This window comes from Epilithonimonas sp. (assembly GCF_036780765.1).
Taxonomy (GTDB): domain Bacteria; phylum Bacteroidota; class Bacteroidia; order Flavobacteriales; family Weeksellaceae; genus Epilithonimonas.
On the sequence record NZ_DAIQCG010000001.1, the window covers coordinates 547,110 to 569,490 of the forward strand.

General features: G+C 35.1%; 20 protein-coding genes. 8 read left to right on the top strand and 12 right to left on the bottom strand.

All coding sequences use genetic code 11. The annotated features are described in order from the left end of the window. The first annotated feature begins 208 nt into the window (after positions 1-208). Positions 209-838: a TetR/AcrR family transcriptional regulator gene (locus V7P73_RS02625; protein ID WP_333851242.1), complete on the top strand. Its 630-nt coding sequence runs from the start codon at positions 209-211 to the stop codon at positions 836-838. Here V7P73_RS02625 and V7P73_RS02630 read toward each other — a convergent pair. Continuing rightward, a complete protein-coding gene (locus tag V7P73_RS02630; protein ID WP_333851244.1) occupies positions 835-1,980 on the bottom strand; it encodes a serine hydrolase domain-containing protein in 1,146 nt (381 codons plus the stop codon). The two genes, V7P73_RS02625 and V7P73_RS02630, sit on opposite strands and share 4 nt — an antisense overlap. 80 nt (positions 1,981-2,060) lie before the next feature. Between V7P73_RS02630 and V7P73_RS02635 the strand changes: the two genes are divergently transcribed. Further along, complete coding sequence (locus V7P73_RS02635) at positions 2,061-3,302, top strand: DUF445 domain-containing protein (protein ID WP_333851245.1); 1,242 nt, start codon at positions 2,061-2,063, stop codon at positions 3,300-3,302. A gap of 31 nt (positions 3,303-3,333) precedes the next feature. On the opposite strand, the gene V7P73_RS02640 is transcribed toward V7P73_RS02635, so the two are convergent. Further along, positions 3,334-5,001, bottom strand: coding sequence for a DUF6909 family protein (locus tag V7P73_RS02640; RefSeq protein ID WP_333851247.1), 1,668 nt, complete (start codon positions 4,999-5,001; stop codon positions 3,334-3,336). Positions 5,002-5,372: 371 nt separating this feature from the next. On the opposite strand from V7P73_RS02640, the gene V7P73_RS02645 reads away from it, so the two are divergent. Both V7P73_RS02645 and V7P73_RS02650 read left to right on the top strand, forming a co-directional pair. After that, entirely contained in the window at positions 5,373-7,571 is a 2,199-nt protein-coding gene (locus V7P73_RS02645) for a glutamine synthetase III family protein (RefSeq protein ID WP_333851249.1), read from the top strand. Between the two features lie 225 nt (positions 7,572-7,796). Continuing rightward, positions 7,797-8,459, top strand: coding sequence for a C40 family peptidase (locus V7P73_RS02650; RefSeq protein WP_333851251.1), 663 nt, complete (start codon positions 7,797-7,799; stop codon positions 8,457-8,459). Positions 8,460-8,754: 295 nt separating this feature from the next. On the opposite strand, the gene V7P73_RS02655 is transcribed toward V7P73_RS02650, so the two are convergent. Next, a complete protein-coding gene (locus tag V7P73_RS02655) occupies positions 8,755-9,771 on the bottom strand; it encodes an aminoglycoside phosphotransferase family protein (protein ID WP_333851252.1) in 1,017 nt (338 codons plus the stop codon). Between the two features lie 129 nt (positions 9,772-9,900). Here V7P73_RS02655 and xrtF point away from each other — a divergent pair, with 129 nt between their 5' ends. Next, complete coding sequence (xrtF, locus tag V7P73_RS02660) at positions 9,901-10,431, top strand: exosortase family protein XrtF (RefSeq protein ID WP_333851254.1); 531 nt, start codon at positions 9,901-9,903, stop codon at positions 10,429-10,431. A 296-nt stretch (positions 10,432-10,727) separates the two neighbouring features. Continuing rightward, a complete protein-coding gene (locus V7P73_RS02665; RefSeq protein WP_333851256.1) occupies positions 10,728-11,198 on the top strand; it encodes an exosortase F system-associated membrane protein in 471 nt (156 codons plus the stop codon). On the opposite strand, the gene V7P73_RS02670 is transcribed toward V7P73_RS02665, so the two are convergent. The 9 genes from V7P73_RS02670 to V7P73_RS02710 all read right to left on the bottom strand — a co-directional run bounded on the left by V7P73_RS02670 (position 11,195) and on the right by V7P73_RS02710 (position 20,627). Beyond that, positions 11,195-12,196 (bottom strand): cation diffusion facilitator family transporter, encoded by a 1,002-nt coding sequence (locus V7P73_RS02670; protein WP_333851257.1) that lies wholly within the window; start codon positions 12,194-12,196, stop codon positions 11,195-11,197. The genes V7P73_RS02665 and V7P73_RS02670 overlap by 4 nt on opposite strands. A gap of 51 nt (positions 12,197-12,247) precedes the next feature. Next, positions 12,248-13,237, bottom strand: coding sequence for an aspartate-semialdehyde dehydrogenase (locus tag V7P73_RS02675; RefSeq protein ID WP_333851259.1), 990 nt, complete (start codon positions 13,235-13,237; stop codon positions 12,248-12,250). Between the two features lie 32 nt (positions 13,238-13,269). Next, a complete protein-coding gene (locus V7P73_RS02680; RefSeq protein ID WP_124985471.1) occupies positions 13,270-13,698 on the bottom strand; it encodes a hypothetical protein in 429 nt (142 codons plus the stop codon). 79 nt (positions 13,699-13,777) lie between these two features. Then, the gene (locus V7P73_RS02685) at positions 13,778-16,897 is read right to left on the bottom strand and encodes a TonB-dependent receptor (RefSeq protein WP_333851261.1); all 3,120 of its coding nucleotides are present in this window, start codon (positions 16,895-16,897) and stop codon (positions 13,778-13,780) included. 60 nt (positions 16,898-16,957) lie between these two features. Continuing rightward, positions 16,958-17,821, bottom strand: a complete 864-nt coding sequence (gene nadC, locus V7P73_RS02690; RefSeq protein ID WP_333851262.1) for a carboxylating nicotinate-nucleotide diphosphorylase — start codon at positions 17,819-17,821, stop codon at positions 16,958-16,960. Positions 17,822-17,827: 6 nt separating this feature from the next. After that, positions 17,828-19,426, bottom strand: a complete 1,599-nt coding sequence (gene nadB / locus V7P73_RS02695) for an L-aspartate oxidase (RefSeq protein WP_333851263.1) — start codon at positions 19,424-19,426, stop codon at positions 17,828-17,830. A gap of 33 nt (positions 19,427-19,459) precedes the next feature. Continuing rightward, positions 19,460-19,753 carry a type II toxin-antitoxin system RelE/ParE family toxin gene (locus tag V7P73_RS02700; RefSeq protein ID WP_124801065.1) on the bottom strand — a complete coding sequence of 98 codons (294 nt, stop codon included), beginning with the start codon at positions 19,751-19,753 and terminating at the stop codon, positions 19,460-19,462. Continuing rightward, positions 19,753-19,977, bottom strand: a complete 225-nt coding sequence (locus V7P73_RS02705) for a hypothetical protein (RefSeq protein ID WP_116034596.1) — start codon at positions 19,975-19,977, stop codon at positions 19,753-19,755. Before V7P73_RS02705 ends, V7P73_RS02700 begins: the two co-directional genes overlap by 1 nt. Before the next feature lie 23 nt (positions 19,978-20,000). Next, positions 20,001-20,627 carry an NAD(P)H-dependent oxidoreductase gene (locus V7P73_RS02710; protein WP_333851265.1) on the bottom strand — a complete coding sequence of 209 codons (627 nt, stop codon included), beginning with the start codon at positions 20,625-20,627 and terminating at the stop codon, positions 20,001-20,003. 249 nt (positions 20,628-20,876) lie between these two features. On the opposite strand from V7P73_RS02710, the gene mraZ reads away from it, so the two are divergent. Together mraZ and rsmH are read left to right on the top strand one after the other, a co-directional pair. Further along, positions 20,877-21,344: a division/cell wall cluster transcriptional repressor MraZ gene (gene mraZ / locus V7P73_RS02715; protein ID WP_116034593.1), complete on the top strand. Its 468-nt coding sequence runs from the start codon at positions 20,877-20,879 to the stop codon at positions 21,342-21,344. Positions 21,345-21,427: 83 nt separating this feature from the next. After that, a complete protein-coding gene (gene rsmH, locus V7P73_RS02720; protein ID WP_333851268.1) occupies positions 21,428-22,321 on the top strand; it encodes a 16S rRNA (cytosine(1402)-N(4))-methyltransferase RsmH in 894 nt (297 codons plus the stop codon). Positions 22,322-22,381 lie beyond the last annotated feature (60 nt).

The following is a 22,381-nucleotide window of genomic DNA, read 5'->3' on the forward strand; positions in this document are numbered from 1 at the left end:
TCGCAGCCCGGCCTGAGTGGAGCTCGTTTTGCAAATTGGACTTGGGAAAAGCATTGGCAATTTGCTAAACAGCGGGAACGGAGGACGGATAAAGCTGCCTAAATTATTATGCGAATCATAAAAAGTTAAATTTTGTTAAATTCTGTAATCGATAACTATTGTTTTTGATGAAAATTAGTTTAATTTTACATTAAATCTTTCATAAAGAATGAGGAAAAAATTTACTGATAAACAAACAAAAATTCTGGATGTTGCGGAGGAACTGATTGCTAAAAAAGGTTTTGACGGAACGTCTGTGCGGGATATTTGTACCAAAGCGGGAATCAATGTTGCGATGATTTCTTATTATTTTGGTTCCAAGGAAAAGATGATGTCTTATCTTTATCAGTACCGTGTGCAAAGGACAAAGGAGAGTTTTTCTGAGTTTGCACAGACTATAAAAGAAGGAAAACCGGAGATGCAGATGAAAGAAATCGTGAATTATGTGATTTCTTTGTTATTCAAATACAGTTATTTTCACGGTTTTGTGACTCAGGAGATGCGTACTCTGGATAATGTGAAAGATGATCTTTTGGAGTTTTACCAAACTTGTGTCAGCAGATTGGAAGAGATTATCAAAAGGGGAATTGTATCCGGCGTTTTTCACAATGCACCAAAGTCTGAAGATATTTTGACAATGATTATTGGCTCGACGTTATTTGTGATTAGAAATAAAAATTTTTACGAAATCTATGTTCCTGCTAACAATGAAGCACAATATATTAAAGAAGCTGAACAGAAACTGAAAAACAGTACACTATTAAGCGTTTTTGCTTTGTTGGACTACGACGCAGATTAATTTTTCTCTGCGAATTTTAAAGCTTCGTTGACATAAAATTCCACTTCTTTCGGTCTGTTTTTGGAATCTTTTTCAGGAGCTTCTTCGTTGCCTAGTCTTACGACAATCATATCATATTCTGGAATCATAATAACGTATTGACCATAGAGTCCGTGCATATAATAATGATGAATTTTGGAATCATTATTAATCCAAATTCCCATTCCGTAAACACCATTAGAATGTTCAGACGGATTTATCATTTTATTCACAAAGCTTTCATTAATCAATGGGATATTTTCAAATTTTCCTCGATTAAGAAGCAAGGAGCCCAGTTTAGCAAAATCTCGCGCATTAGATTGTATGCAGCAAAACGATTTTTCAATTCCAAGATCGTCTGTTGACCATTCTGCATTTTGTTCCATACCAAGAGGTTTCCAAAGTTTGCTGGAAGCGTAAGAAGCCAAGGGTATCCCGACAGATCTCCCAACAGCAAAACCTAAAAGCTGTGTTGCTCCACTCTGATATTCGAATTTTTCGCCAGGCATCGTTATTAGTTTTTTATTAAAGACAACATCTGCCAATGAAAATCCATAATATGCAGCAGCATTTGGAAGAAAAGGATTTTTATAGTCTTCTTTCCAGTCCAAACCGGCTTCCATAGATGCGAGATTTTCTAATGTCAGATTATTTCCAAATTCTTTTTTGGAAAAATCTGGGTAGAAATCGGAAAATTTTTGATTCGAATTTATGATTCTACCATCGTCAATTGCCTTTCCCAAAAGTAAAACTGTGACTGTTTTTGCCATCGAAAAAGAATTGCTAGCGGTAGTTTTGTTATATGAGTCCCAATATTTTTCCTGTAGAATTTTCCCGTTTTTAATAACTAAAAAAGAAACAGATTTAGTTTTTTCTAAGTGATCTTGTAATTCTTTTGATAAAGATTTTCGATTGTAATTGATGTCTGTTTTCCAGGGTTTGGCAATGCCTTTAGAAATGGTATTGGAAGGGAAATATTTTCCATCATTAATTGTAGAACTACTTTCTCCTCTTAGGTAAGTCAATTTTATTCCACGAAAAAGATAATTATAATCAGTAATATAAATAAGGAGAATTGCGCCGGCAATTATGAGTAAAACTATATTGATTACTTTTCTAAACATCAGAAAACTTTGTGTAAAAGTATCTAATTTAATCAAATATTAATAATTTTGTTTGGAATGATTTTCGATTTTCTTGATTTATGAATGATGAACTGAAAAAACAACAGCTCAAACGTTACAAAACTCTTGCAACAGGATTATTTATTCTGATGGCTGTTACTTTCATAATGATGACGGTTCTTCAAAAACAAAATCATTCTCATTGGATTGGTTATATCCGGGCTTTTTCGGAAGCGGCAATGGTTGGTGCTTTGGCAGACTGGTTTGCGGTTACTGCTTTGTTTAATTATCCTTTGGGACTAAAAATCCCACATACTAATTTGATAGAAAATTCTAAAGAAAAGATTGGTGATAATCTCGGAAGTTTTGTGGTTGATAACTTTCTTTCTCCTCAGAATATTCGACCTTACATTCAAAAACTAAAAGTTTCGGTTTATGTTGGGGATTGGCTTTCTAAAGATAAAAATCAAAATATTTTGATTAATGAACTGTCATCAATTCTTAAGGATATTCTGAATAAGTTAGATGATGAATCTGTCGTGAAATTTATTTCAAATAAAGCGGAGGAAATGACAGAGTCCATCAAATTAAATTCAGTTATCGGAAACGGAATCGAATATCTCCTTAATAAAAATGACCATCAGAAAATCATTACGAATCTAAGTTCTCAAATCAAAAATTATATTCTGGAAAATCAAGAATTGGTTTCTGAAAAGGTCGGAAAAGAGAGTTTCTTTTTGATTCCAAAATCTGTTGATAATAAAATTGCAGAAAAAATAACGAAAGGTTTAAGTGATTATTTTTTGGAGGTTCAAGAGGATCTTAATCATCCATTACGAGCAGAAATCACAAATAAAATTCTGGATTTTTCCCAAGAACTGAAGGATGAACCAAAATGGGAAACAGAATTTGATTCTATAAAATCTGATTTTCTTCATAGTGACAAACTAAAACAATATTCATCTGACATTTGGCAATCTGTGAAATCTTCTTTAATTAAAGAATTATCAGAAGAAGATTCTAAATTAAAATCTTATGTTAAAAAAAACATCGACGAATTTGTTTCTAATCTTCAAAATGATGAACATTTCCAAAACCGAATTGATAATTGGGTTAGATTAACAGCATATAAATACATTCTGAAAAATACGCAGAATTTTGGGGAATTGATTAGTACAACTGTCGGAAATTGGGAGGGCAATGAACTCAGTAGAAAATTAGAATTGGAAGTCGGAAAAGATTTACAATTCATAAGAATCAACGGAACTTTGGTTGGTGGATTGGTTGGTTTGCTGATTTACACGATTGCGAATTTTATATAAAAAAAGCCTCCAAATAGGAGGCTTTCAATTTTTATTTCTTCTCAAGAATTTTCTCGATGATTTTATGCGTAATCATATAAGTTGGTTTAACTCCGGTCAGTCCAAGTCCACCGGAAGATAATGTACTTCCTGTTTCTAATGGATTATCAGAAGCGTAATAAGCATACATTACAAACAAATCTGGAGAAATATGATGACGGATTTTGCTCGCTACCTGAATCGCTTTTTGATAATGAGCACCTTCCATTTCCAGTCCGATAGCTTTCCAAGAAGTTGTCATAAAGTAAGATAAAATATCTTTATTCTGCAATGATGTTCCTAAAACGGTAACCATTGGACCTTCATAAGATTTAACCTCGTCATCAACAAAATCAGTTGCTTTTAAAGCATTGTCAAAAACATAATTATCGGCTGTTCCTTCAAAAATATGAGACGTTGGAATCATAATATCGCCTTTTCCTCCGGTTAAGATTCCGGCTTTTCCCATTATTGAAACCGATTTAACTTTCATCATATAAACTTCGCCGTTCACTTCATAAGGTCTTAGTAATTCGTCCATTACTTCGAAAGCTTGTTCTCCGAAAGCATAATCGAAAACCAAAATTACATCGTCTCCTTTATACTTTTGATCAGCAAAAACAGTATTTTTAAGTTCGGTTTTAGCAAGGTCGATGATTTGAACGTCGATATTACTTCCGCTGTTATCATCGATGTAAATCATTCCTTCTTTCAAGGCGTGGTCAAGAACTTTTTCCTGAAGGTCTTTCTTGTTACTGATGTCAGCGAATAATTTGTAATCAACTTCTTTGGTTCCTTTTTTATTAAGAGCGTCATTAGCGAAAACCATATTTTTCACCGAGTGCATATTCGCGCTGATGATGTGAAGTGGTCGCATATGAAGGTCATTTTCAACAAGAACTTTTTTGATTTTGTTGGCCCATCTTTCTCCAAAAAGATGATGTCCAACTCTCTCTTGAAGAATTGCTGAGAAATGGATTTCTCTTTCTCTCACTTCTTTCCAATCCTCGAAACTTATTTGTCCCATCCAGTAGATGATTTTGAACAAACGATCCGGGTTTTTATCGTCACCGAAGTTGTTATAAGCATTTAGAGTTTCATCAAAAGTTCTTCCTAGGAAAGAAGAAAGATGAATCAATGCAACTTCTTTTTCTTTTCTACTGTATTTTTTTTCTCCTTTTGCAACTTCTTCGATGATTTTCCAAGTGCGTCTAGGTCTTCCTCCATCAGTTAAATCAAAACCGATATTTCTGATTTTGTCAGCTTCAAGATAAAGGAAAGTTAAGTGAGTCAAAATATCATAAATCTCAGAACGACCCAAAAGAACCTCGATGTTCATCTGATGTTCATCGATTCTGTAGCAGTTTCTACGTCTTTTCTTTGGAACGATTGGTTCAAAACTTCCTTTGTCAAAACCTTCATCTGAGGTTAAGTGAATAAAAGAACATTCCTCAATACCTTCCGGAAGACGGTCAAGAACATAAAGCAAACCATCCAGCTCTATCTTATTAGGAATGCTCATACTTCCGTAGATTTCCGGATTGATAACCATTAAGAGTTTTCTTAATGACTCACCGGAAACTCCTGAAGGTTTGAAAAATCCTCTGTAGAATAAGTGTCTCATTGAGACATATAATCTTTCGATAGCTTCTGTGGTTTCTCTTGCTCTTGAATTTGCCATATATTAAAATTTTTGTAAAAGTCTGCAAAGTTATGAAATTCATTTTAAATCATAATGTTTTATTTAATTAATTGGATTTCAGTGACTTGTTGTCTTTTGTTGAGTCTTGGGTTATTGATTGGTATTAGTTTTTAAAGTTAAACTTTCCTTTTAATATTCTAAAATAAAAGGGAAAATAAATTTTTCTTCATATTTTGATAATATTTATTAAATATGAAATTTGGTTAGATGAATTCTATAGTGCACTAAAATTTGGGGTTATTTTAATTAATGATTTGGAATTAAATATAAATAGCGTTAATTTTTAAGGGGTCATATTATTTTGAATTGTATTTTTTGTAAATTTGCCCTGTTTAAAATAACACATTTTTATGTCAACATTAAGATTTAAAGCCTTAGCCGAGCTTCCTTTCAGAAATTACAGAAAAGATAATTTCGTAGAAGTTCCTGCAAAACTATCCGAATTGTTTTGTCAAAACGTATTCTCTGAAGAAACAATGAGAGAATATTTAACAAAAGAAGCTTTCAATTCCATTTTGGATGCGATTAAAAAAGGAACAAAAATCCAGAGACATATTGCAGATCAGGTGGCGGTGGCTATGAAAGATTGGGCTTTGTCAAAAGGTGTGACGCATTACACACACTGGTTTCAGCCGTTGACAGGCGCAACTGCAGAAAAACACGATTCTTTCTTCACGCCAATAGAAGGAGGTAGAGCGATTGAGAGATTCAGTGGTGGAATGTTGATTCAGCAAGAGCCGGATGCTTCTTCTTTCCCAAATGGCGGAATCAGAAATACTTTTGAAGCAAGAGGTTATACAGCTTGGGATCCGACTTCTCCAGCTTTTATTATGGGAACAACACTTTGTATTCCTTCAATTTTCATTTCTTATACAGGAGAAGCATTAGATAATAAAACACCTTTATTAAGAGCGTTGAATGCGGTTGACGAAGCGGCTACAGATGTAATGAAGTCTTATTTCGATAAGAATGTAACTAAGGTTTCTCCAACATTAGGATGGGAGCAAGAATATTTTTTGGTAGATACGGCTTTGTATCAATCTCGTCCGGATTTGGTTATGACTGGAAAAACTTTGTTAGGACATTCTCCGGCAAAAGGACAGCAGTTGGATGATCACTATTTCGGTTCGATTCCTACAAGAGTGATGAACTATATGAAGGAATTGGAAATCGAATGTATGAAGTTGGGAATTCCTGTAACAACTCGTCACAATGAGGTTGCGCCTAACCAATTCGAGTTGGCTCCAATGTTTGAAGAAGCAAACGTTGCGGTTGACCACAATTCATTATTAATGGATATTATGGCGAGAATTGCTCATAAGCATCACTTCCATATTTTATTTCACGAAAAACCATTTGCCGGAGTTAACGGAAGTGGAAAACATAACAACTGGTCTCTTGGAACTGACACGGGTGAAAACCTTTTGAGCCCTGGAAAAAATCCAAAGAAAAACCTACAATTCTTGACTTTCTTTGTTAATACTTTGAAAGCAGTTCACGATTATGCTGATTTGTTAAGATCATCAATTGCATCTGCAAGCAACGACCACAGATTGGGAGCTAACGAAGCGCCACCAGCAATTATTTCTGCGTTCATCGGAAGTCAATTGTTCGGAGTTTTGGAAGAATTAGAAAAAGTAACGGACGGAAAACTATCTCCTGAAGAAAAAACAGAATTGAAACTAAATGTTGTTGGGAAAATTCCTGAAATTCTTTTAGATAATACTGATAGAAACAGAACTTCTCCGTTCGCTTTCACCGGAAACAAATTCGAAATCAGAGCGGTTGGTTCTTCTGCAAATTGTGCTGAAGTAATGACTGTAATGAACGTAATTGCTGCAAAACAATTAAGAACTTTCAAGGTTGAAGTAGATGCTTTAATTGAAAAAGGGCTTAAGAAAGACGAAGCTATTTTCAATATCCTTAGAGAATATATCAAGCAGTCCAAGAATATTATGTTCGAAGGTGATGGATATTCTGACGATTGGGCGAAAGAAGCTAAGAAAAGAGGTCTTAATAACTTGAAGACAACTCCAGAAGCGCTTAAAAAAGAATTAGACCAAAAATTCGTTGAGCTTTATGAAGAACTAGGAATCTATTCCCACAGAGAGTTTGAAGCTAGAAATGAAATTAAGTTGGAAAAATATTCTACTGTAATTGATATCGAAGCTAGAGTTTTAGCTGACATCGCAAGAAACCATATCATTCCTGCAGCGCTTAATTATCAAAACAGATTGATTGAGAACGTGAAAGGTTTGAAAGAAATCTTTGGAGATAAAGAATTCAAAACTTTGGCAAAAGAACAATTGGATTTGATTACTAATATCTCTGGAAATGTTTCTCAAATCAAAGTGGGTGTTGATTCATTATTAACTGCTAAAGAAAAGGCTAAAAATACAGCAGGAAGTCAGAAACAAGCTGAAGAATATTGCAACAAAGTAATCCCGTTATTTGAGAACATTAGAGAGGCTTCTGATGCTTTGGAAATGATGGTTGATGATGAACTTTGGCCAATGACAAAATATAGAGAATTGTTATTTACAAGATAGACAATTTCTAAAAAGTTAAAGAATCTTAATAAAAAATAAAACCGCAAAGTCTAAATAAAGGCTTTGCGGTTTGTTTTTTTTTAACATTCTTAAAAAGACTGTTAAAATGTGTTAAACTCAAGAGCTGTCAATTTGATTAGACAGACCCTTTAAACGGTAATGGCTATTTTTGCTATGCAATCACAAAATACCAACCTAAAGTTTAACACAAATAATTAAATATATATGAAGAAAAGAGTTCTAGTTTATATCTTATTTGTGACCACGTTTTTCACACTTCAGTCTTGTGTTTCTAACTATGTGGTTTCTAACAATCAAACATACAAAACTGATGCCAAATTTGCATCTTTGGATGTAAACGTAAAACCCGTAACTAACAAATCAAACAACAAAGGACAACAAGTATTAGCATCTATTGCCAATACAAACGATGTTATCAAAAGGTCAGCGATAGAAAATGCAATCAGACACAGCAAGACGATTGACAATATCTTATCCGAAGCTGAAAGTTATCTCGGAACACCATACAGGTACGGAGGAACTTCCAGAAGCGGAATAGATTGTTCAGCTTTTGTATTGTCAGTTTTTGGCGCAGCAGCTGGGGTGGACCTTCCAAGAGTAGCAGCTCAACAATCCAATGAAGGCGATTCTGTAGAAAAAGCAGAACTTCAGAAAGGAGATTTGGTATTTTTCTCACACAAAGGCAGCAGAATTTCACACGTAGGAATCGTGGAAGATGTAACACCAGAAGGCGAAGTGAAGTTCATCCACGCCGCAACATCCAAAGGTGTGATGGTTTCTTCACTAGACGATAACTACTGGGGCCCAAAATTCAGATTCGCTAAGCGAGTTGTAAAAGAAAACGCATTAAGTGTATTAAATAATTAGAGAGACTGAAAATATTCAGAAAAAACCTCAGACGCAATTCTGAGGTTTTTTTATTTATAGGCCATTGCGAACGAAGTAATCTTAAAAAATGCTTAGGAGCTATTTCCCGCTTTCCGTTGCAATCTTTTTTGCAGACAGTTTCCACATCAATAGACCCTAAGTCCTTGCAAAAAAGGATTTCCACTGCAATCGGGGCTAGGGATTTTGTCATCCAAACAACATTTGTCAATTAAAACAGTTTTGTCATTCCTTAGGAATCTCGACAGCTAATGACAATATTGCATTGACAAGATAATTAATCATTAATCAATTCCTCAATCTTAGCTTGCATTTCTTTACTCTTCAACTTTAGAATGATAAAATATAATTCCGGAAACTGCAGAGCGATCTCATTCCAGTTTTGATTCAAGTCATAAATATTCTCAATTCCTTGAAGTAAGCTTGCCAAAAAATGTTTTTTTCTTTGTATCAAACCTCGGAATCCATAAGCACCTAAAACCTGCAGAAAACGCATCATTTTCATCCATTCAAAAGATTGTTTCAAAGCTTCTTTGTCAGAATCCTTTTCCCAGAAAGATAAATAGTACTCGAGCATTTCTTCTTTAAAGTCATGGGGTAAATTAGCTTTAGCCTGATAGAGAAAAGAAATCACATCATAAGTCACAGGCCCTTCCATCGCCGATTGATAATCGATAAAGAAAACCTCATCATTTTCATCCACCAAAATATTTCTGGATTGAAAATCCCGAATCATCAAGGTTTTAGGTTCCAATTTTTGTATTATCTCAGAAATAGTTTTGAATTCCTTCAACAAAGTCGATTTGTGATAATCAATTTCAAGAATATCAATTAAGAAATTCTTGAAGTAATAAAGATCGTGTGTAATCGGTAAATCGTCATAAATTTCGTACTCAAAACTCTGTTTGAAATCTACTTTTCCCAAAGTTTTGGTCTGTAGTTCAAACAACTTCTCCAGACTTTTTTTGACCAGACTTTTTACTCGGGCAGAAGTTCCTTCCTCAGCAATAACTTCCGAAAGAGTTTTGTTTCCCAAAAATTCCTGAACATATAAATCTCTATCAAAATTAATTTTAAAAATCTTCGGCGTATTAAGATTTAGGCTTTGAAACAACTCAGAAAAATAAAAAAAAGCTTCATTCTCCCGAATATTCTCATTATAAGTAATTACATATTTCTTTTCTTCAAAACTCCCGATATAATTGATTCTGGATGAACCACTTTGTGGAAGTGTAATAAAAGAATCTGGGTTTTTACCCAAAAATTCTTTGAAAAAATCCTGATGTTCCTGCATAGAACAAAGTTAATTAATAATAGATTTTGATTCGCTAAAAATTGTAATTTTACGCATTAAAATCACAGTCTGAGAATTTTATAAAAAGAAAGTGTGATTTTGATCGACCTTAAAAATAAACACCCACAGATGAAAGATTTTTTACCAGTTCTGAAAATTCTGCTAAGATTCGTTGTTATCTATATCGTTCTGGTATTGCTCTATCAATTTTATCTTAACTCTTATGAAAACGAAGTGGTAGATCCTTTTACTAGATGGGTAGCAAAACAAGTTGCTTCTCTGCAAAATGTTTTAGGTTTTCCAACTGTTTTGGTGGATAGTATGAAACTGCATAGTGTGTTGTTTCAAACATCTGGGAAGTTCACAACAAGAATGGTGGAAGGTTGTAATGTTTTCTCGGTCGCAATTCTTTTCTCCGCTTTTATTTTTGCATTTTACAAAGGGACTAAAACATTTCTGTTTTCTATTGGAGGAATCATTTTACTTCATATTCTTAATGTTTCCAGAATCGTTTTACTTAATATCATTTTCTTAAAATATCCTCAATACGAGAGAATTGGCCACAATTATCTTTTTCCGGCGATCATCTATGGCGGTGTGGTTATTCTTTGGTTAATCTGGATTCAGTTTTTTGCTTTGAAAAAAGACGATAAATCTTAGTTATTATTTCAGAATTTTAATTTTTTTTCACTTTAATTGTTGATTATTAGCAATTAAGCAAATTTATTTTGTAATTTTGTCGTCTAACACACGAGAAACAATGAAAAAAAAATTTATTACCCAATCTGGGATTTTCTATACCACTTTACAGAATCAAACTGATTCTAATATTCAATACTTCGTTTTATAGAATTATTTACTCTCGTCAGTAAATAACGGCTTTGTGTTTTTCAAACTTTTGGATTGAGAATTTCATAATGCTATTCATCTATCAAAGAATTTAAATTTTTGTAAAAATGATTGTACAAACTTCACTTTTGCAATCCATAAAATTGCCGAAGATCCTTAGTTGGGTTTTGGTTTTAACAGGCGTTTTAGGATTAATCGGAATACGCGGATTAGAAGATAAATTGTTCTATGATCCTTTTTTGCGTTTCTTCAAAACAGCTAATCCAAATGAGATTTTTCCAGAATTCGTGTGGGGAAAACTATTTTTCAGCTATCTTTTCAGATTCGGCTTGAACACTTTTTTTTCTTTGATAATCATTCATTCTATCTTCCAAAATAAACATTGGACAAAGCAAGCATTGGTATTAATACTTCTTGTTTTTGCCATTACTTTTCCGATCTACTTGTATTGTATCAATGATGAGTTCCGATTCGGATATCTTTTTTCTTTTTATGTGAGAAGATTTGTCATTCAGCCATTAACGCTGATTCTCATTATTCCGATTTTTTATTACAGAAAAAAGATGATTCTGAATTAGTTTTCCTGCGTGTGTTTATCTGGCTGCGAAATATTCTCACCGTTCCATTCTATCTTTTTTGTAAATGCTTGCTGGCGAACGGGGCAGTTTTCAACCTGACAAATAGCGCAAGAAGTTGGTTTGCAATCATCCATATGAAAATTGAATTCCACTGTTCTATCCGTATTTTTTGCAATTAATTTTATAACGCTTTCCATCTCATCGTGAGCTGTTCTTAACTCGAAATACCAGGGCAAAGTGATGTGTGCATCTATATGAAGTCGGCTTCCAAATTGCTGAATCTTCATATTATGTACATCAATCCATTCCGGTTTCCTGTTTTCGTTAAGGAAATTAGCCAATCTTTCCAGCATCTCCGGATCGGCTTCATCCATTATTCCGCTCAAAGATTTTCTAATGATTTTGTATCCAATAACCATGATATAGAATCCGAAAAATAATGCTACAACAGAATCAATCCAAACAATTTTTGTAAAATAAACCAAGACCAAACTGACCACAACACCCAAAGTTGTAATAGTATCGGACTGAAGATGTTTCCCAGAAGAAATCAATACAATGGAATTCTCTCTTTTTCCTTTCTGAACCGAGATATAACCAATGATATAATTAACAATCGCAGTTGCTGCAATAATCCAAATTCCTAAATCCAATTTACTAAGAACTTTTCCAGAAATCAAACTGTTGGTTCCTTCATAGATGATCATTACTCCGGCAATGCTGATTAAAGAACCTTCAATGGCAGATGTTACAAATTCGACTTTTCCGTGCCCATAAGGATGATTTTCATCTTTTGGTTTTGCGGCAAGGTATAAAGCGGAGAGTCCCAAAAATGCACTGATGACATTCACGATGCTTTCCATTGCATCGGAGAAAACAGCATCAGAATTAGTCAATTTCCAGGCAACTAATTTTCCAATGAAAAGAATAATACCGACAGCGGCGATCCACTTCTGAAAAGCAATATTGGAATTTGTTTTTTTATTTATTGTTTTCATTACTAAAAAAAGAATCTTCGAAATTTCGAAGATTCTTTAGATTTTGTTAGTTTATACTAAGTTGTTTGCTACTAAGTATTCCGCAATCTGAACGGCGTTGGTAGCAGCACCCTTTCGGAGATTGTCTGCCACAATCCAGAGATTAAGCGTTTTTGGCTGTGAGAGATCTCGTCTGATTCTTCCTACAAAAACGTCGTCTTTTCCTTCAGAATATAAAGGCATTGGATATTCGTTATTTTTAACATTGTCCTGAAGAACAACGCCTGGAGTTTCAGAAAGAATTTTTCTTACTTCATCAAGATCAAATTCATTTTCGAATTCGATATTAACACTTTCAGAATGTCCACCTTGTACCGGAACTCTTACTGCAGTTGCAGTCAAATTGAAAGTATCGTCGCCTAGGATTTTCTTAGGCTCTTTCATCAATTTAATTTCCTCTTTGGTGTAATCGTCATCCGCAAAAACATCGCAATGTGGCAATGCATTTTTGAAGATTTGGTAAGGATAAACTTTCTCAGGATTTTCGCCAGCTATTTCAGCATTCAATTGATCTACGGCCGCTTTACCAGTTCCTGTAACGGATTGATACGTAGAAACTACAACTCTTTTGATATCATATTTTAGGTTCAGTGGATGAAGAACCATTACCAGCTGGATTGTAGAACAGTTTGGATTAGCAATGATTTTGTCTTCTTTTGTCAAAACATTTGCATTGATCTCAGGAACAACCAATTTCTTAGTCGGATCCATTCTCCAAGCCGATGAGTTATCGATCACTACTGTTCCAACTTCGGCAAACTTAGGTGCAAATTCCAAAGAAGTTCCACCGCCAGCTGAAAAAATAGCGATCTCGGGTTTGGCTGCAATAGCGTCGTTCATGCTAACGATAGTGAATTCCTTGTCCTTAAACTTAATCTTCTTACCAACAGATCTCTCTGATGCTACAGGAATTAATTCGGTGATTGGAAGATTTCTCTCCTCCAAAACTTTCAGCATAACTTGTCCAACCATTCCGGTTGCGCCTACTACAGCTACTTTCATTGTTTTAAATTAATTAAAATTGTTAATAATATTTATCCGAAAACTCTTGCCCAAGGAAATGCAAACACGAATAATGCGATTGCTACTAATCCTAATGACATCAATCGGATTGTTAAGGTGTCAGTGGTTTTGAATTTTTTGTTGACGATAGTCATTAGCACTGCTGCGATCAACATTGAGAATGGGTGTTCCACATAAGTGAATCTCAGGTCAGCATTTTTCATTACTGCGCCCATATCCAAACCTTTTGTAATTTTGGTAATCAACATAATGATTCCAAGCAAAAACTGAACGTGAAAAAAGATCATTGTAAACAATGTTACTTTGCGTAAAGCCTTTGAAATGTTGCCGCTGTAACCAAACATTGTTACGAGCAGAAGAATTAAAAATGCAGCAACCAACGCCAGTTCCAGATAAGCGAAACCTTTGTGTGCGTGCAAAAGAATGTTGTAAACTTCCATATTCAGATTTTAGAATGACAAAGATAAAAAAATCCCGACAGATTGCCGGGATTTGAAGTATAATTAATATTAATTGAAATTAGAAAATATATCTAACTCCAAACTGTCCTTGCCATCTAGAAGCAAGATCAGAAATATTGAATGCTTGGTTATCCTTAGGAGCTCTGAAAGTATAACCACCACCACCAGAAGTAGTGTAAGTAATTAACTGATAAGCATTGTTAGATACGAAGTAGCTTTTCCCCCAATCTTTGTTAAGAAGATTTCCTACGTTGAAGATATCAAATGTCAATTGGAATCTGTGAACTCTGTCTTTGATAGTAATTCCCAAATCTTGAGTAATTCTCAAATCGAATTTGTGTTCCCAAGGTGTTCTAGCGCCATTTCTCTCAGCATATTGTCCTCTTCTAGTTCTTAAGTACGGATCTTGCTCAATGAAAGCATCCAATGCAGCCCATTGTTGTGCAGCTGTAGCGGGATTAGATCCTGTCAATGCAACCAATTTAATTTCGCTTGCGTTTCTTGGTACATAAAGTAGGTCGTTAGAGAAAGCTCCGTCACCATTCACATCACCATTATATAAGTAAGTGAAAGGGGAACCAGATGTTCCTGCGTAGAACAAACTGAATCCAGTTGAGAAAGCTTTGTTTCTACCGTATTCTATTTTATAACCAGCACTTCCAATAGTTCTGTGTCTGATATCAAAGTTTGAGTTTGCAAGAGGAGGATTATTTGGACTTGTAACTATTTGTGTAAACTCCCAGTTAGATAATGCAGTACTACTGTTACCATCATTAACGGAAGCAGATTGTCCATTAGTATAAGCAGCCATCAAATCTAATCCAAAACCGAATGATTTTTGTAATTGAGTTGTTAAGCTGTAAGTATAACCTCTACTTGAGTTACTCATTAGAATAACATTTGTAAAGTCGGTAGAGTTTACTCTCTGTCCCGCATAGTTAGGTCTTACATCTGCACCACCTGATAAAGCTGGATTGATGTTTCCATTACTTCCAGAGATATTGATATCAGAATATACGATGTTATTCATTGTTTTTGAAACCATACCTTCCAAAGTAGCATTGATTCCTCCAGGTAATTTGAAATCTCCTGCTAAATTGAATCTCAATACTTGAGGGATTTTGAAGTCATCACTTACTAAGTTAACCTCAGTGCGCTTAGATCCTGAACCCATGTTTTGTTGATTTTCGATATTTGGGTCGAATCCATTGCCACCGTTGATAGCCGTAGTTTTTGCATCAACAGTACCGAATAACATTCCGCTGTTTGTAAATTGGTTAGATAACCAAACGAAAGGTACTCTTCCGGTGAATACACCAGCACCACCACGTAGTACTAGAGATCTGTCGCCGTTTACATTATAATTAAATCCAGCTCTTGGTGCCCACAATAATTGACCGCTAGGTGTATTGTCAGTTCTGTATCCAGGGAAAGATGCTTCGATTTTTGGATTTCTCAAAGGCTTATCTCCAATGATTGGAACATCTAATCTGATACCATAAGTTAATCTAAAATTTTTGAAAACCTCAGATTCTCCTTGAGCATAGAAACCTAATTGAGCCGCACTGAACTTAGCTTCAGGTCTTGATTCGCCAGGAATAAGAGAATAAGTGGCTCTAACTCTCGCAGGTACATTGTTCAAATAATCTGCTACACTGTTGAAATCCCACCTACCATTTAGGTTGTTAATAAATAAGTTTCTGAAACTAAAGAATTCGTTATGAGTTCCTAAAGTAAATGTGTTTTTTCCAATATTCCATTTGAAGTTATCAGTAACTTCGAAAATAGTTTGATCTAATTCATTAGCAAATGAACTTCTTTGTGAGCCAAATTCTGCAGATGCTCCAGAAACTCCTCCAATATTCAAGATAGTAATTTGTGGGAAAGGACTTCCTGCTGTATCACGACTATCCTTGATAGATGAATATCCTAAGATTAAATTATTGGAGAAACTACTGTTAAAGTTACTTCTTAATTCAGCAACCAAACTACTTTGTTTGTTCGTGAATTTGTATGCATTATTTCCAAATCTGAAAAAGTTAGCACTTCTTGATAAGTTATCATCAAAGGCATCAATGTAGTTATAACGAAGAGTAAATTGGTGTTTGTCGTTGATGTTCCAGTCAATCTTACCAAGGAACTTATTGTTTTGAGTCTGGATATCCTGAGGACCGTAGCTACCGACATCATATCCATATTTTGAAAGGGTATAATCAGCAATTTGCTGAGCAATTTCATTGGTCATAGTGCTTCCGGCTTCACCTGCATTGAAAGCTAAAGGAGAAGTTCTTCTTCCAGATTCTGCATTGAAAAAGAAGAATAATTTATCTTTAATCAATGGACCTCCAACTCTTAAACCGTATTGGCTATCACTGAATTTTGAAGATTTTTCGCCAGTAATAACACTTTTACCAATTGTTTTTTCATTTCTTCCGAAGAAATATAATGAACCTTCAAATTTATTAGTTCCAGATCTTGTAACTGCATTGACTCCAGCGCCTGTAAAGTTTCCTTGTGTTACGTCAAAAGGTGCAAGAGCTACCTGAAGTTCTTGAATAGCGTCCAATGAGATTGGTTGAGTACCAGCTTGTCCCCCAGGTGTACCAGAACCAGAAAGTCCAAAAACATCATTGTTTACAGCGCCATCAATGGTAATGTTGTTGTATCTGTTATTAGCTCCTCCGAAAGAGTTTCCGTTAGCTTGTGGCGTAAGTCTAGTAAAGTCTTGAAGAGATCTACTTAGAGTAGGCATGCTCTCTAGTTGTTTTCGTCCGACAACAGTTGTTGCTCCATTCTTCTTAGAATTTCTTCCTACCGCTACAATTTTCACTGCTTCAATAGAAGTTTCGCTTTCTTGAGTCAATGTTGCGTCGACAGCAAAAGGCTCTCCTAATTGTAGATATACATCATTGTATATCACTGGTCTCAAATTAGCATAGGTAATTTCAATTGTATAAGGACCTCCAACACGAAGATTCGGTAGATTGAAATAACCAGAGCTGTTAGACACTCCAGAATATACAGTTCCCGAAGGTTGGTGAACCGCTTTGATAGTTGCCCCAGCAGTTTTTTTGCCTGCAGATTGAGTAACAATTCCGTTTACACTACTGGTTGTTACCTGTGCAGATGCTGTGAAAAAACCGGCAAGTAAAATTGCAACAATTAAAGTCTTTTTCATTTCTTTAAGATTTATGTCGCAAAAGTCTTAAAAAAAATGATAACTCCTGTTAAGAAAGTGTTAAATTTTTAAAGCCTTGAGGCTCAGGTCGATATTGCTCGAAGAGTGGGTTATTGCGCCCGCTGAGATAAATTTAACGCCAGTTTTTGCCACCGAATTTAGCACCTCGCGCGTAATTCCACCGCTTGCTTCTGTCTCAGCTTTTCCATTAACTAGATTTACAGCTTTAGCCATCATTTCCACATCCATATTATCAAACATAATTCTGTCAGCACCAGATTTTACAGCTTCTTCAACTTCTTCAAGATTACGTGTTTCAACCTCAATTTTAAGTTTCAGCTTGTTTTTTTTGACATAATCTTTTGCCATTTTCACGGCATTGGTAATGCTTCCGTTATAATCGATATGATTGTCTTTCAGCATTATCATATCATAAAGTCCGTATCTGTGATTGGTGCCGCCACCTATGGCTACCGCCCATTTTTCACAAACTCGGAAATTAGGAGTTGTTTTTCTAGTGTCCAGAAGTTTTGTCTTAGTTCCGACTAAGCGAGAGTCCCAATCGTGAGTCATCGTAGCAATGCCACTCATTCTTTGCATACAGTTCAGAACCAAACGTTCAGTGGAAAGAATCGACCTCGCTTTGCCTGAAACGATAAAAGCTATATCGCCTTTTTTAGCAGGCTGACCATCTTTGATAAAAACTTCAACATTGAGATTTTTATCAAAATATTTGAAAATAATTTCTGCTAATTCAACACCAGCTAAAATGCAGTTTTCTTTGACCAAAAGCTGTGCTTTCTGCTCCAAATCTTTTGGGATGGTTGATAATGTAGAATGGTCACCGTCTTGGATGTCCTCTTCCAAAGCCGTTCGGATGAATTCTTTTAAAACTTTATCGGATGCGTATGCTGGTCTTTTCATTGCTTTTTAATTTTCTTTTATCAATAATGGTTTAGTTGCCAAATCTTTATTATAAAATGCGCCTTTGTTCTCTTTCATTTCCAGAGAATGTTTAATAATCAGATAAGAGACATTCACAAGATTTCTCAGTTCAGATAGCTGAGGCGAAAGTATGGAATAATTATAAAGTTCTGTTACGGCTTCATAAATTTCGCGTTGTTTTTTCTTCGCCAATTCCAATCTCGCATTACTTCTTACGATGGCGACCAAGTCGCTCATCATTTCCTGAAGTTGTTTTCTGAGATAAGTTACAAGAACCATTTCATCCATCATTTTCATTCCTTCTTCATTCCATTCCGGGACAGCTTTCAAGTCGTCGAAATTAAAATCATTTTCTTTCAACAGTTCAACCGTTTTCATCGCCGCATTGTGACCAAAGACCAAACCTTCCAATAAAGAATTCGAAGCTAAACGATTCGCGCCGTGAAGACCGGAATTCGTACATTCTCCAACGGCAAAAAGATTTTTAATAGAAGATTGTCCGTATTTATCAGTGTCGATTCCGCCCATTAAATAATGACAAGCCGGAACAACCGGAATCAATTCTTTGAAAGGGTCAATTCCTTCATCCAGACATTTTTGATAGATGTTTGGGAAGTGATTGATGAATTTTTCTCTGTCCATTTCACGACAATCCAAACCAACATAATCATCTCCGCTTATTTTCAATTCATTATCGATTCCTCTTGCAACAATGTCACGAGACGCTAATTCTTCGCGTTCATCATATTTCTGCATAAATGGCTTTCCATTTTTGGTACGAAGTTTTGCCCCGTCTCCACGAACAGCTTCGGAAATCAAAAACAACATTCCGTCTCTTTTAGAATACATCGCCGTCGGATGAAACTGATAATATTGCATATTCGAAACTTTCCCTTGAGCTCTGTGAACAAAAGCGATTCCGTCTCCTGTTGCAATAATTGGGTTGGTTGTGTTTTTATAAACGTGACCAGCGCCGCCGGTCGCAACCAAAGTTATCTTAGAAGTGATTTTTTTGATTTTCTTATTTTGCGCATCAAGAACATAAGCACCGTAACCGTGGATGTTTCCTTTGTCCAATTCTTTACCCGGAACATGATGCTGAGTTATCAAATCAATGACATAATGATGAGGCAACATCTCGATATTTGGTGAGTTCCGAACGGTTTCCAAAAGAGCTCTTTCAATTTCGAAACCTGTGATGTCTTTGTGGTGTACGATTCGGTTTTCCGTATGTCCACCTTCTCTACCTAATGAATATTTTCCTTTTTCTTGGTCAAATTTTGCGCCCCATTCCACAATTTCATTAAAACGATGAGGTGCTTCTTCCACCACCATTTTTACAATTTCTGGGTCATTGATGTAATCTCCGGCTCGTAAAGTGTCGTCAATATGTTTTTGAAAATTATCTTTGGAAAAATCCGTTACGACTGCCAATCCGCCTTGTGCATATTTGGTATTGCTTTCGTCCTCGTTGGATTTGGTGACGATTGTTATTTTAGTTTCAGGTAATTGTTCGGCAATTTTGATGGCATAAGATAAGCCCGAGATTCCGGAACCGATTACAAGAACGTCTGTTTTTATCATTTTAATTTTGAAATTGTAGGATTATTAAAGATATTAAATCTTTGGATGACTGTCAGGATTGGATTTGGCAAAACGAATGCCGTAAACCTTGACTACTTTTTCCTCTTCATTAATAATATAATGAATCATAACGGGGAAGTTTTTGACTTGCCTCAGACGAAACTCATCAAATCTTATTTGGAAATAGGGGATTTCTTTAAGTTGGTTTAATGTATTATTGAAATTAGTAAGAAATCTTGCCTTAAGTTCTTTAGAAATTGCTCCATAATAATCACTTGCATCTCTAAGGTCAGATTTCGCACTTTTTAGAATTGAAACTTTGAACATTATAAAAAGTTATCTTTAATAGCGTCCCAATCTTCAAAATCTGCTTCTTTAGCTTCTGCAACACGCTTTCTCATCAATGCTTTCTCATCTTCAGAAATTTCAAAATCAAGTTCTTCTTCTTTCGGAAAAATGATAACCTCAGCATATTCTGCATCGAAGTTTTCTGGAAGTTCGATGTTTAACTTATGGTTTTTGACCTCAACGATTTGTCTGATAGCATTCATTTTATTTGAATTAATAATTAAAATTACAGAAATTTGATGAACTTATCCGCAGGTTTTCTGACTTTTTTGAAATTCTGAAAAATATCATCCTCCGCGCGATAACCTAAAGCCAAAACAACAGCCACTTTCTCATTCTCTTTATCGATTTTCAAAACGTCTTCTATGATTTCAGATTTGAAACCTTCCATTGGACAAGTGTCGATTTCTTCTTCTGCAGATGCCATTATTAATGAGCCTAAAACAATATAACTCTGTTTCTCGGACCAACTTTCCAGTTCTTTCTGAGTATAATTTTCTAAGAAAAGATTGATATTATTTCTAAAAGCTGACAATTGTTCCAAAGTCACACCGCGTTCATTAATAATATGACTGAAGTAATTATCAACATATTCCTTATTAATATGAGTTTTTGTGACCAAAGCAATCAAGTGCGAACAAGTCGATATTTGTGACGGATTATAAAAAGCCGGAATCAATTTCTGAATCGTCTCATCATTTTCCACAACCAAGAGATGATAAGGTTGTAGTCCTAATGAGCTGACAGACAGTCGTCCTGCTTCCAGGATGTTGTTCAATTTTTCAGAAGAAATCTTTCTTCCGTCAAATTTTTTCACAGAATATCGCCAGTTAAGTGCTTCTAAATAATTCATAATAACAAATATAGGTAATTTGAAATTTTAGTTAGAATCATTTTAAATAATGAAACAATTCTAACCGAATTTTTTAAATCATTCATTGCAAAGGCTTTATAATAAAGGTTTTCGCAATAATTAATTTTAATAGATTTTAAATCAAATCATTAGCCAACAAAGCTGTGAAAACAAAAAGTTATAAACATTAAGTATAAAAGTGGGCAAAAGTGGTAAAATGTGGTAGATTTTTATATAAATTTGCTCCAAATGAAAAACTTCATTGGAACATACGAGTGCAAAATAGATGACAAAGGACGCATCAAACTGCCTGCTTCGCTTACGAAGCAGATGGAACACTTTGCGGATGAGCCATTTGTGATCAAGCGTTCGGTGTTTCAAAAGTGTCTTGAGGTCTATCCGATGAAGCCCTGGGAAAAACTGATGACAAAAATAAACGGTCTCAACCGATTTATCAAACAAAATGCAGATTTCATCAGGATGTTTACGGCTGGAGTCAAAACTGTGGAGATGGACAATGTTGGTCGTCTGCAAATCAGTAAAGATTTGACACAATATGCCAATCTGACCAAAGATATCGTCATCACAAGCGCAGGGGAACTCGTCGAGATTTGGGATAAAGAAGCTTATGAGCAAGTCATTTCTGTCAGTGAAGCAGACTTCGCCAATCTTGCAGAAAACGTGATGGGAAATCTTGATTCAGACGAATCAAATTAATAATTAAGAAAGAATAATTAAAAGGTTTTATAAACCGAATAATTAAATCATTTATCAATCATCATTCATCAATTATAAAAACAATGTATCACAATCCTGTCTTATTAAAACAAAGTGTAGATGCTCTGGTTACCAATCCAGACGGGATTTATGTGGACTGTACTTTTGGTGGAGGCGGTCACTCTAGAGAGATTTTAAGCAGGCTTTCCGATAAAGGGAAGTTGTTTTCTTTTGACCAAGATTTGGATGCGCTGAAAAATACGATTGATGACCCGAGATTTACTTTGGTCAATCAGAATTTCAGGTTTTTGGAAAACTCGATGTTGGCTTATGGAATTTCTCAAGTTGATGGTATTTTAGCGGATTTGGGCGTTTCTTCTCATCAGTTTGATGAAGCGGAACGTGGATTTTCTACGAGAAGCAATGCACCTCTTGATATGAGAATGAATGTGATGCAAGGTCTTGATGCAAAGAAAATCATCAACGATTATGAAGAGGAAGAATTGGCGGATATTTTTTACCACTATGGAGAACTGAGAGAAGCTAGAAAATTGGCGAGAGAAATTGTCCATCATAGAAAATCAAAAAAGATTGAAACGACTGAGGACTTAAAAAATCTGTTCAGTTATATTCCTGCATTTAAACAAAATAAATTCTTTGCTCAGGTTTTTCAAGCCGTAAGAATTGAAGTCAATCAGGAATTGGAAGTTCTGAAAGAAATGCTCGTTCAGTCCTACAAGATTTTAAAAGTTGAAGGAAGGTTGGTTGTGATTTCTTATCATTCTTTGGAAGACAGATTGGTGAAACGTTTCCTGAAAAACGGAATGTTCGAAGGTGAACCTCAGCGTGATATTTACGGAAATTATGCAAAAGCTTTTGAATTATTGAAAACAAAAGCAATCATTCCGGATGATAAAGAAATAGAAGAAAACTCAAGAGCGAGAAGTGCAAAAATGAGAATTGGAATAAAATTATAGTTGATGGTTTTTAGTTGATAGTTGTTTGAAGATGTTTTAAATCTATCAACTGTCAACCGA

Bases quoted from the DNA above. Each gene is read 5' to 3' on its own strand.
- V7P73_RS02625 (WP_333851242.1), top strand. From the start codon at position 209: ATGAGGAAAAAATTTACTGATAAACAAACAAAAATTCTGGATGTTGCG.
- V7P73_RS02630 (WP_333851244.1), bottom strand. From the start codon at position 1,980: ATGTTTAGAAAAGTAATCAATATAGTTTTACTCATAATTGCCGGCGCA.
- V7P73_RS02635 (WP_333851245.1), top strand. From the start codon at position 2,061: ATGAATGATGAACTGAAAAAACAACAGCTCAAACGTTACAAAACTCTT.
- V7P73_RS02640 (WP_333851247.1), bottom strand. From the start codon at position 5,001: ATGGCAAATTCAAGAGCAAGAGAAACCACAGAAGCTATCGAAAGATTA.
- V7P73_RS02645 (WP_333851249.1), top strand. From the start codon at position 5,373: ATGTCAACATTAAGATTTAAAGCCTTAGCCGAGCTTCCTTTCAGAAAT.
- V7P73_RS02650 (WP_333851251.1), top strand. From the start codon at position 7,797: ATGAAGAAAAGAGTTCTAGTTTATATCTTATTTGTGACCACGTTTTTC.
- V7P73_RS02655 (WP_333851252.1), bottom strand. From the start codon at position 9,771: ATGCAGGAACATCAGGATTTTTTCAAAGAATTTTTGGGTAAAAACCCA.
- xrtF (WP_333851254.1), top strand. From the start codon at position 9,901: ATGAAAGATTTTTTACCAGTTCTGAAAATTCTGCTAAGATTCGTTGTT.
- V7P73_RS02665 (WP_333851256.1), top strand. From the start codon at position 10,728: ATGATTGTACAAACTTCACTTTTGCAATCCATAAAATTGCCGAAGATC.
- V7P73_RS02670 (WP_333851257.1), bottom strand. From the start codon at position 12,196: ATGAAAACAATAAATAAAAAAACAAATTCCAATATTGCTTTTCAGAAG.
- V7P73_RS02675 (WP_333851259.1), bottom strand. From the start codon at position 13,237: ATGAAAGTAGCTGTAGTAGGCGCAACCGGAATGGTTGGACAAGTTATG.
- V7P73_RS02680 (WP_124985471.1), bottom strand. From the start codon at position 13,698: ATGGAAGTTTACAACATTCTTTTGCACGCACACAAAGGTTTCGCTTAT.
- V7P73_RS02685 (WP_333851261.1), bottom strand. From the start codon at position 16,897: ATGAAAAAGACTTTAATTGTTGCAATTTTACTTGCCGGTTTTTTCACA.
- nadC (WP_333851262.1), bottom strand. From the start codon at position 17,821: ATGAAAAGACCAGCATACGCATCCGATAAAGTTTTAAAAGAATTCATC.
- nadB (WP_333851263.1), bottom strand. From the start codon at position 19,426: ATGATAAAAACAGACGTTCTTGTAATCGGTTCCGGAATCTCGGGCTTA.
- V7P73_RS02700 (WP_124801065.1), bottom strand. From the start codon at position 19,753: ATGTTCAAAGTTTCAATTCTAAAAAGTGCGAAATCTGACCTTAGAGAT.
- V7P73_RS02705 (WP_116034596.1), bottom strand. From the start codon at position 19,977: ATGAATGCTATCAGACAAATCGTTGAGGTCAAAAACCATAAGTTAAAC.
- V7P73_RS02710 (WP_333851265.1), bottom strand. From the start codon at position 20,627: ATGAATTATTTAGAAGCACTTAACTGGCGATATTCTGTGAAAAAATTT.
- mraZ (WP_116034593.1), top strand. From the start codon at position 20,877: ATGAAAAACTTCATTGGAACATACGAGTGCAAAATAGATGACAAAGGA.
- rsmH (WP_333851268.1), top strand. From the start codon at position 21,428: ATGTATCACAATCCTGTCTTATTAAAACAAAGTGTAGATGCTCTGGTT.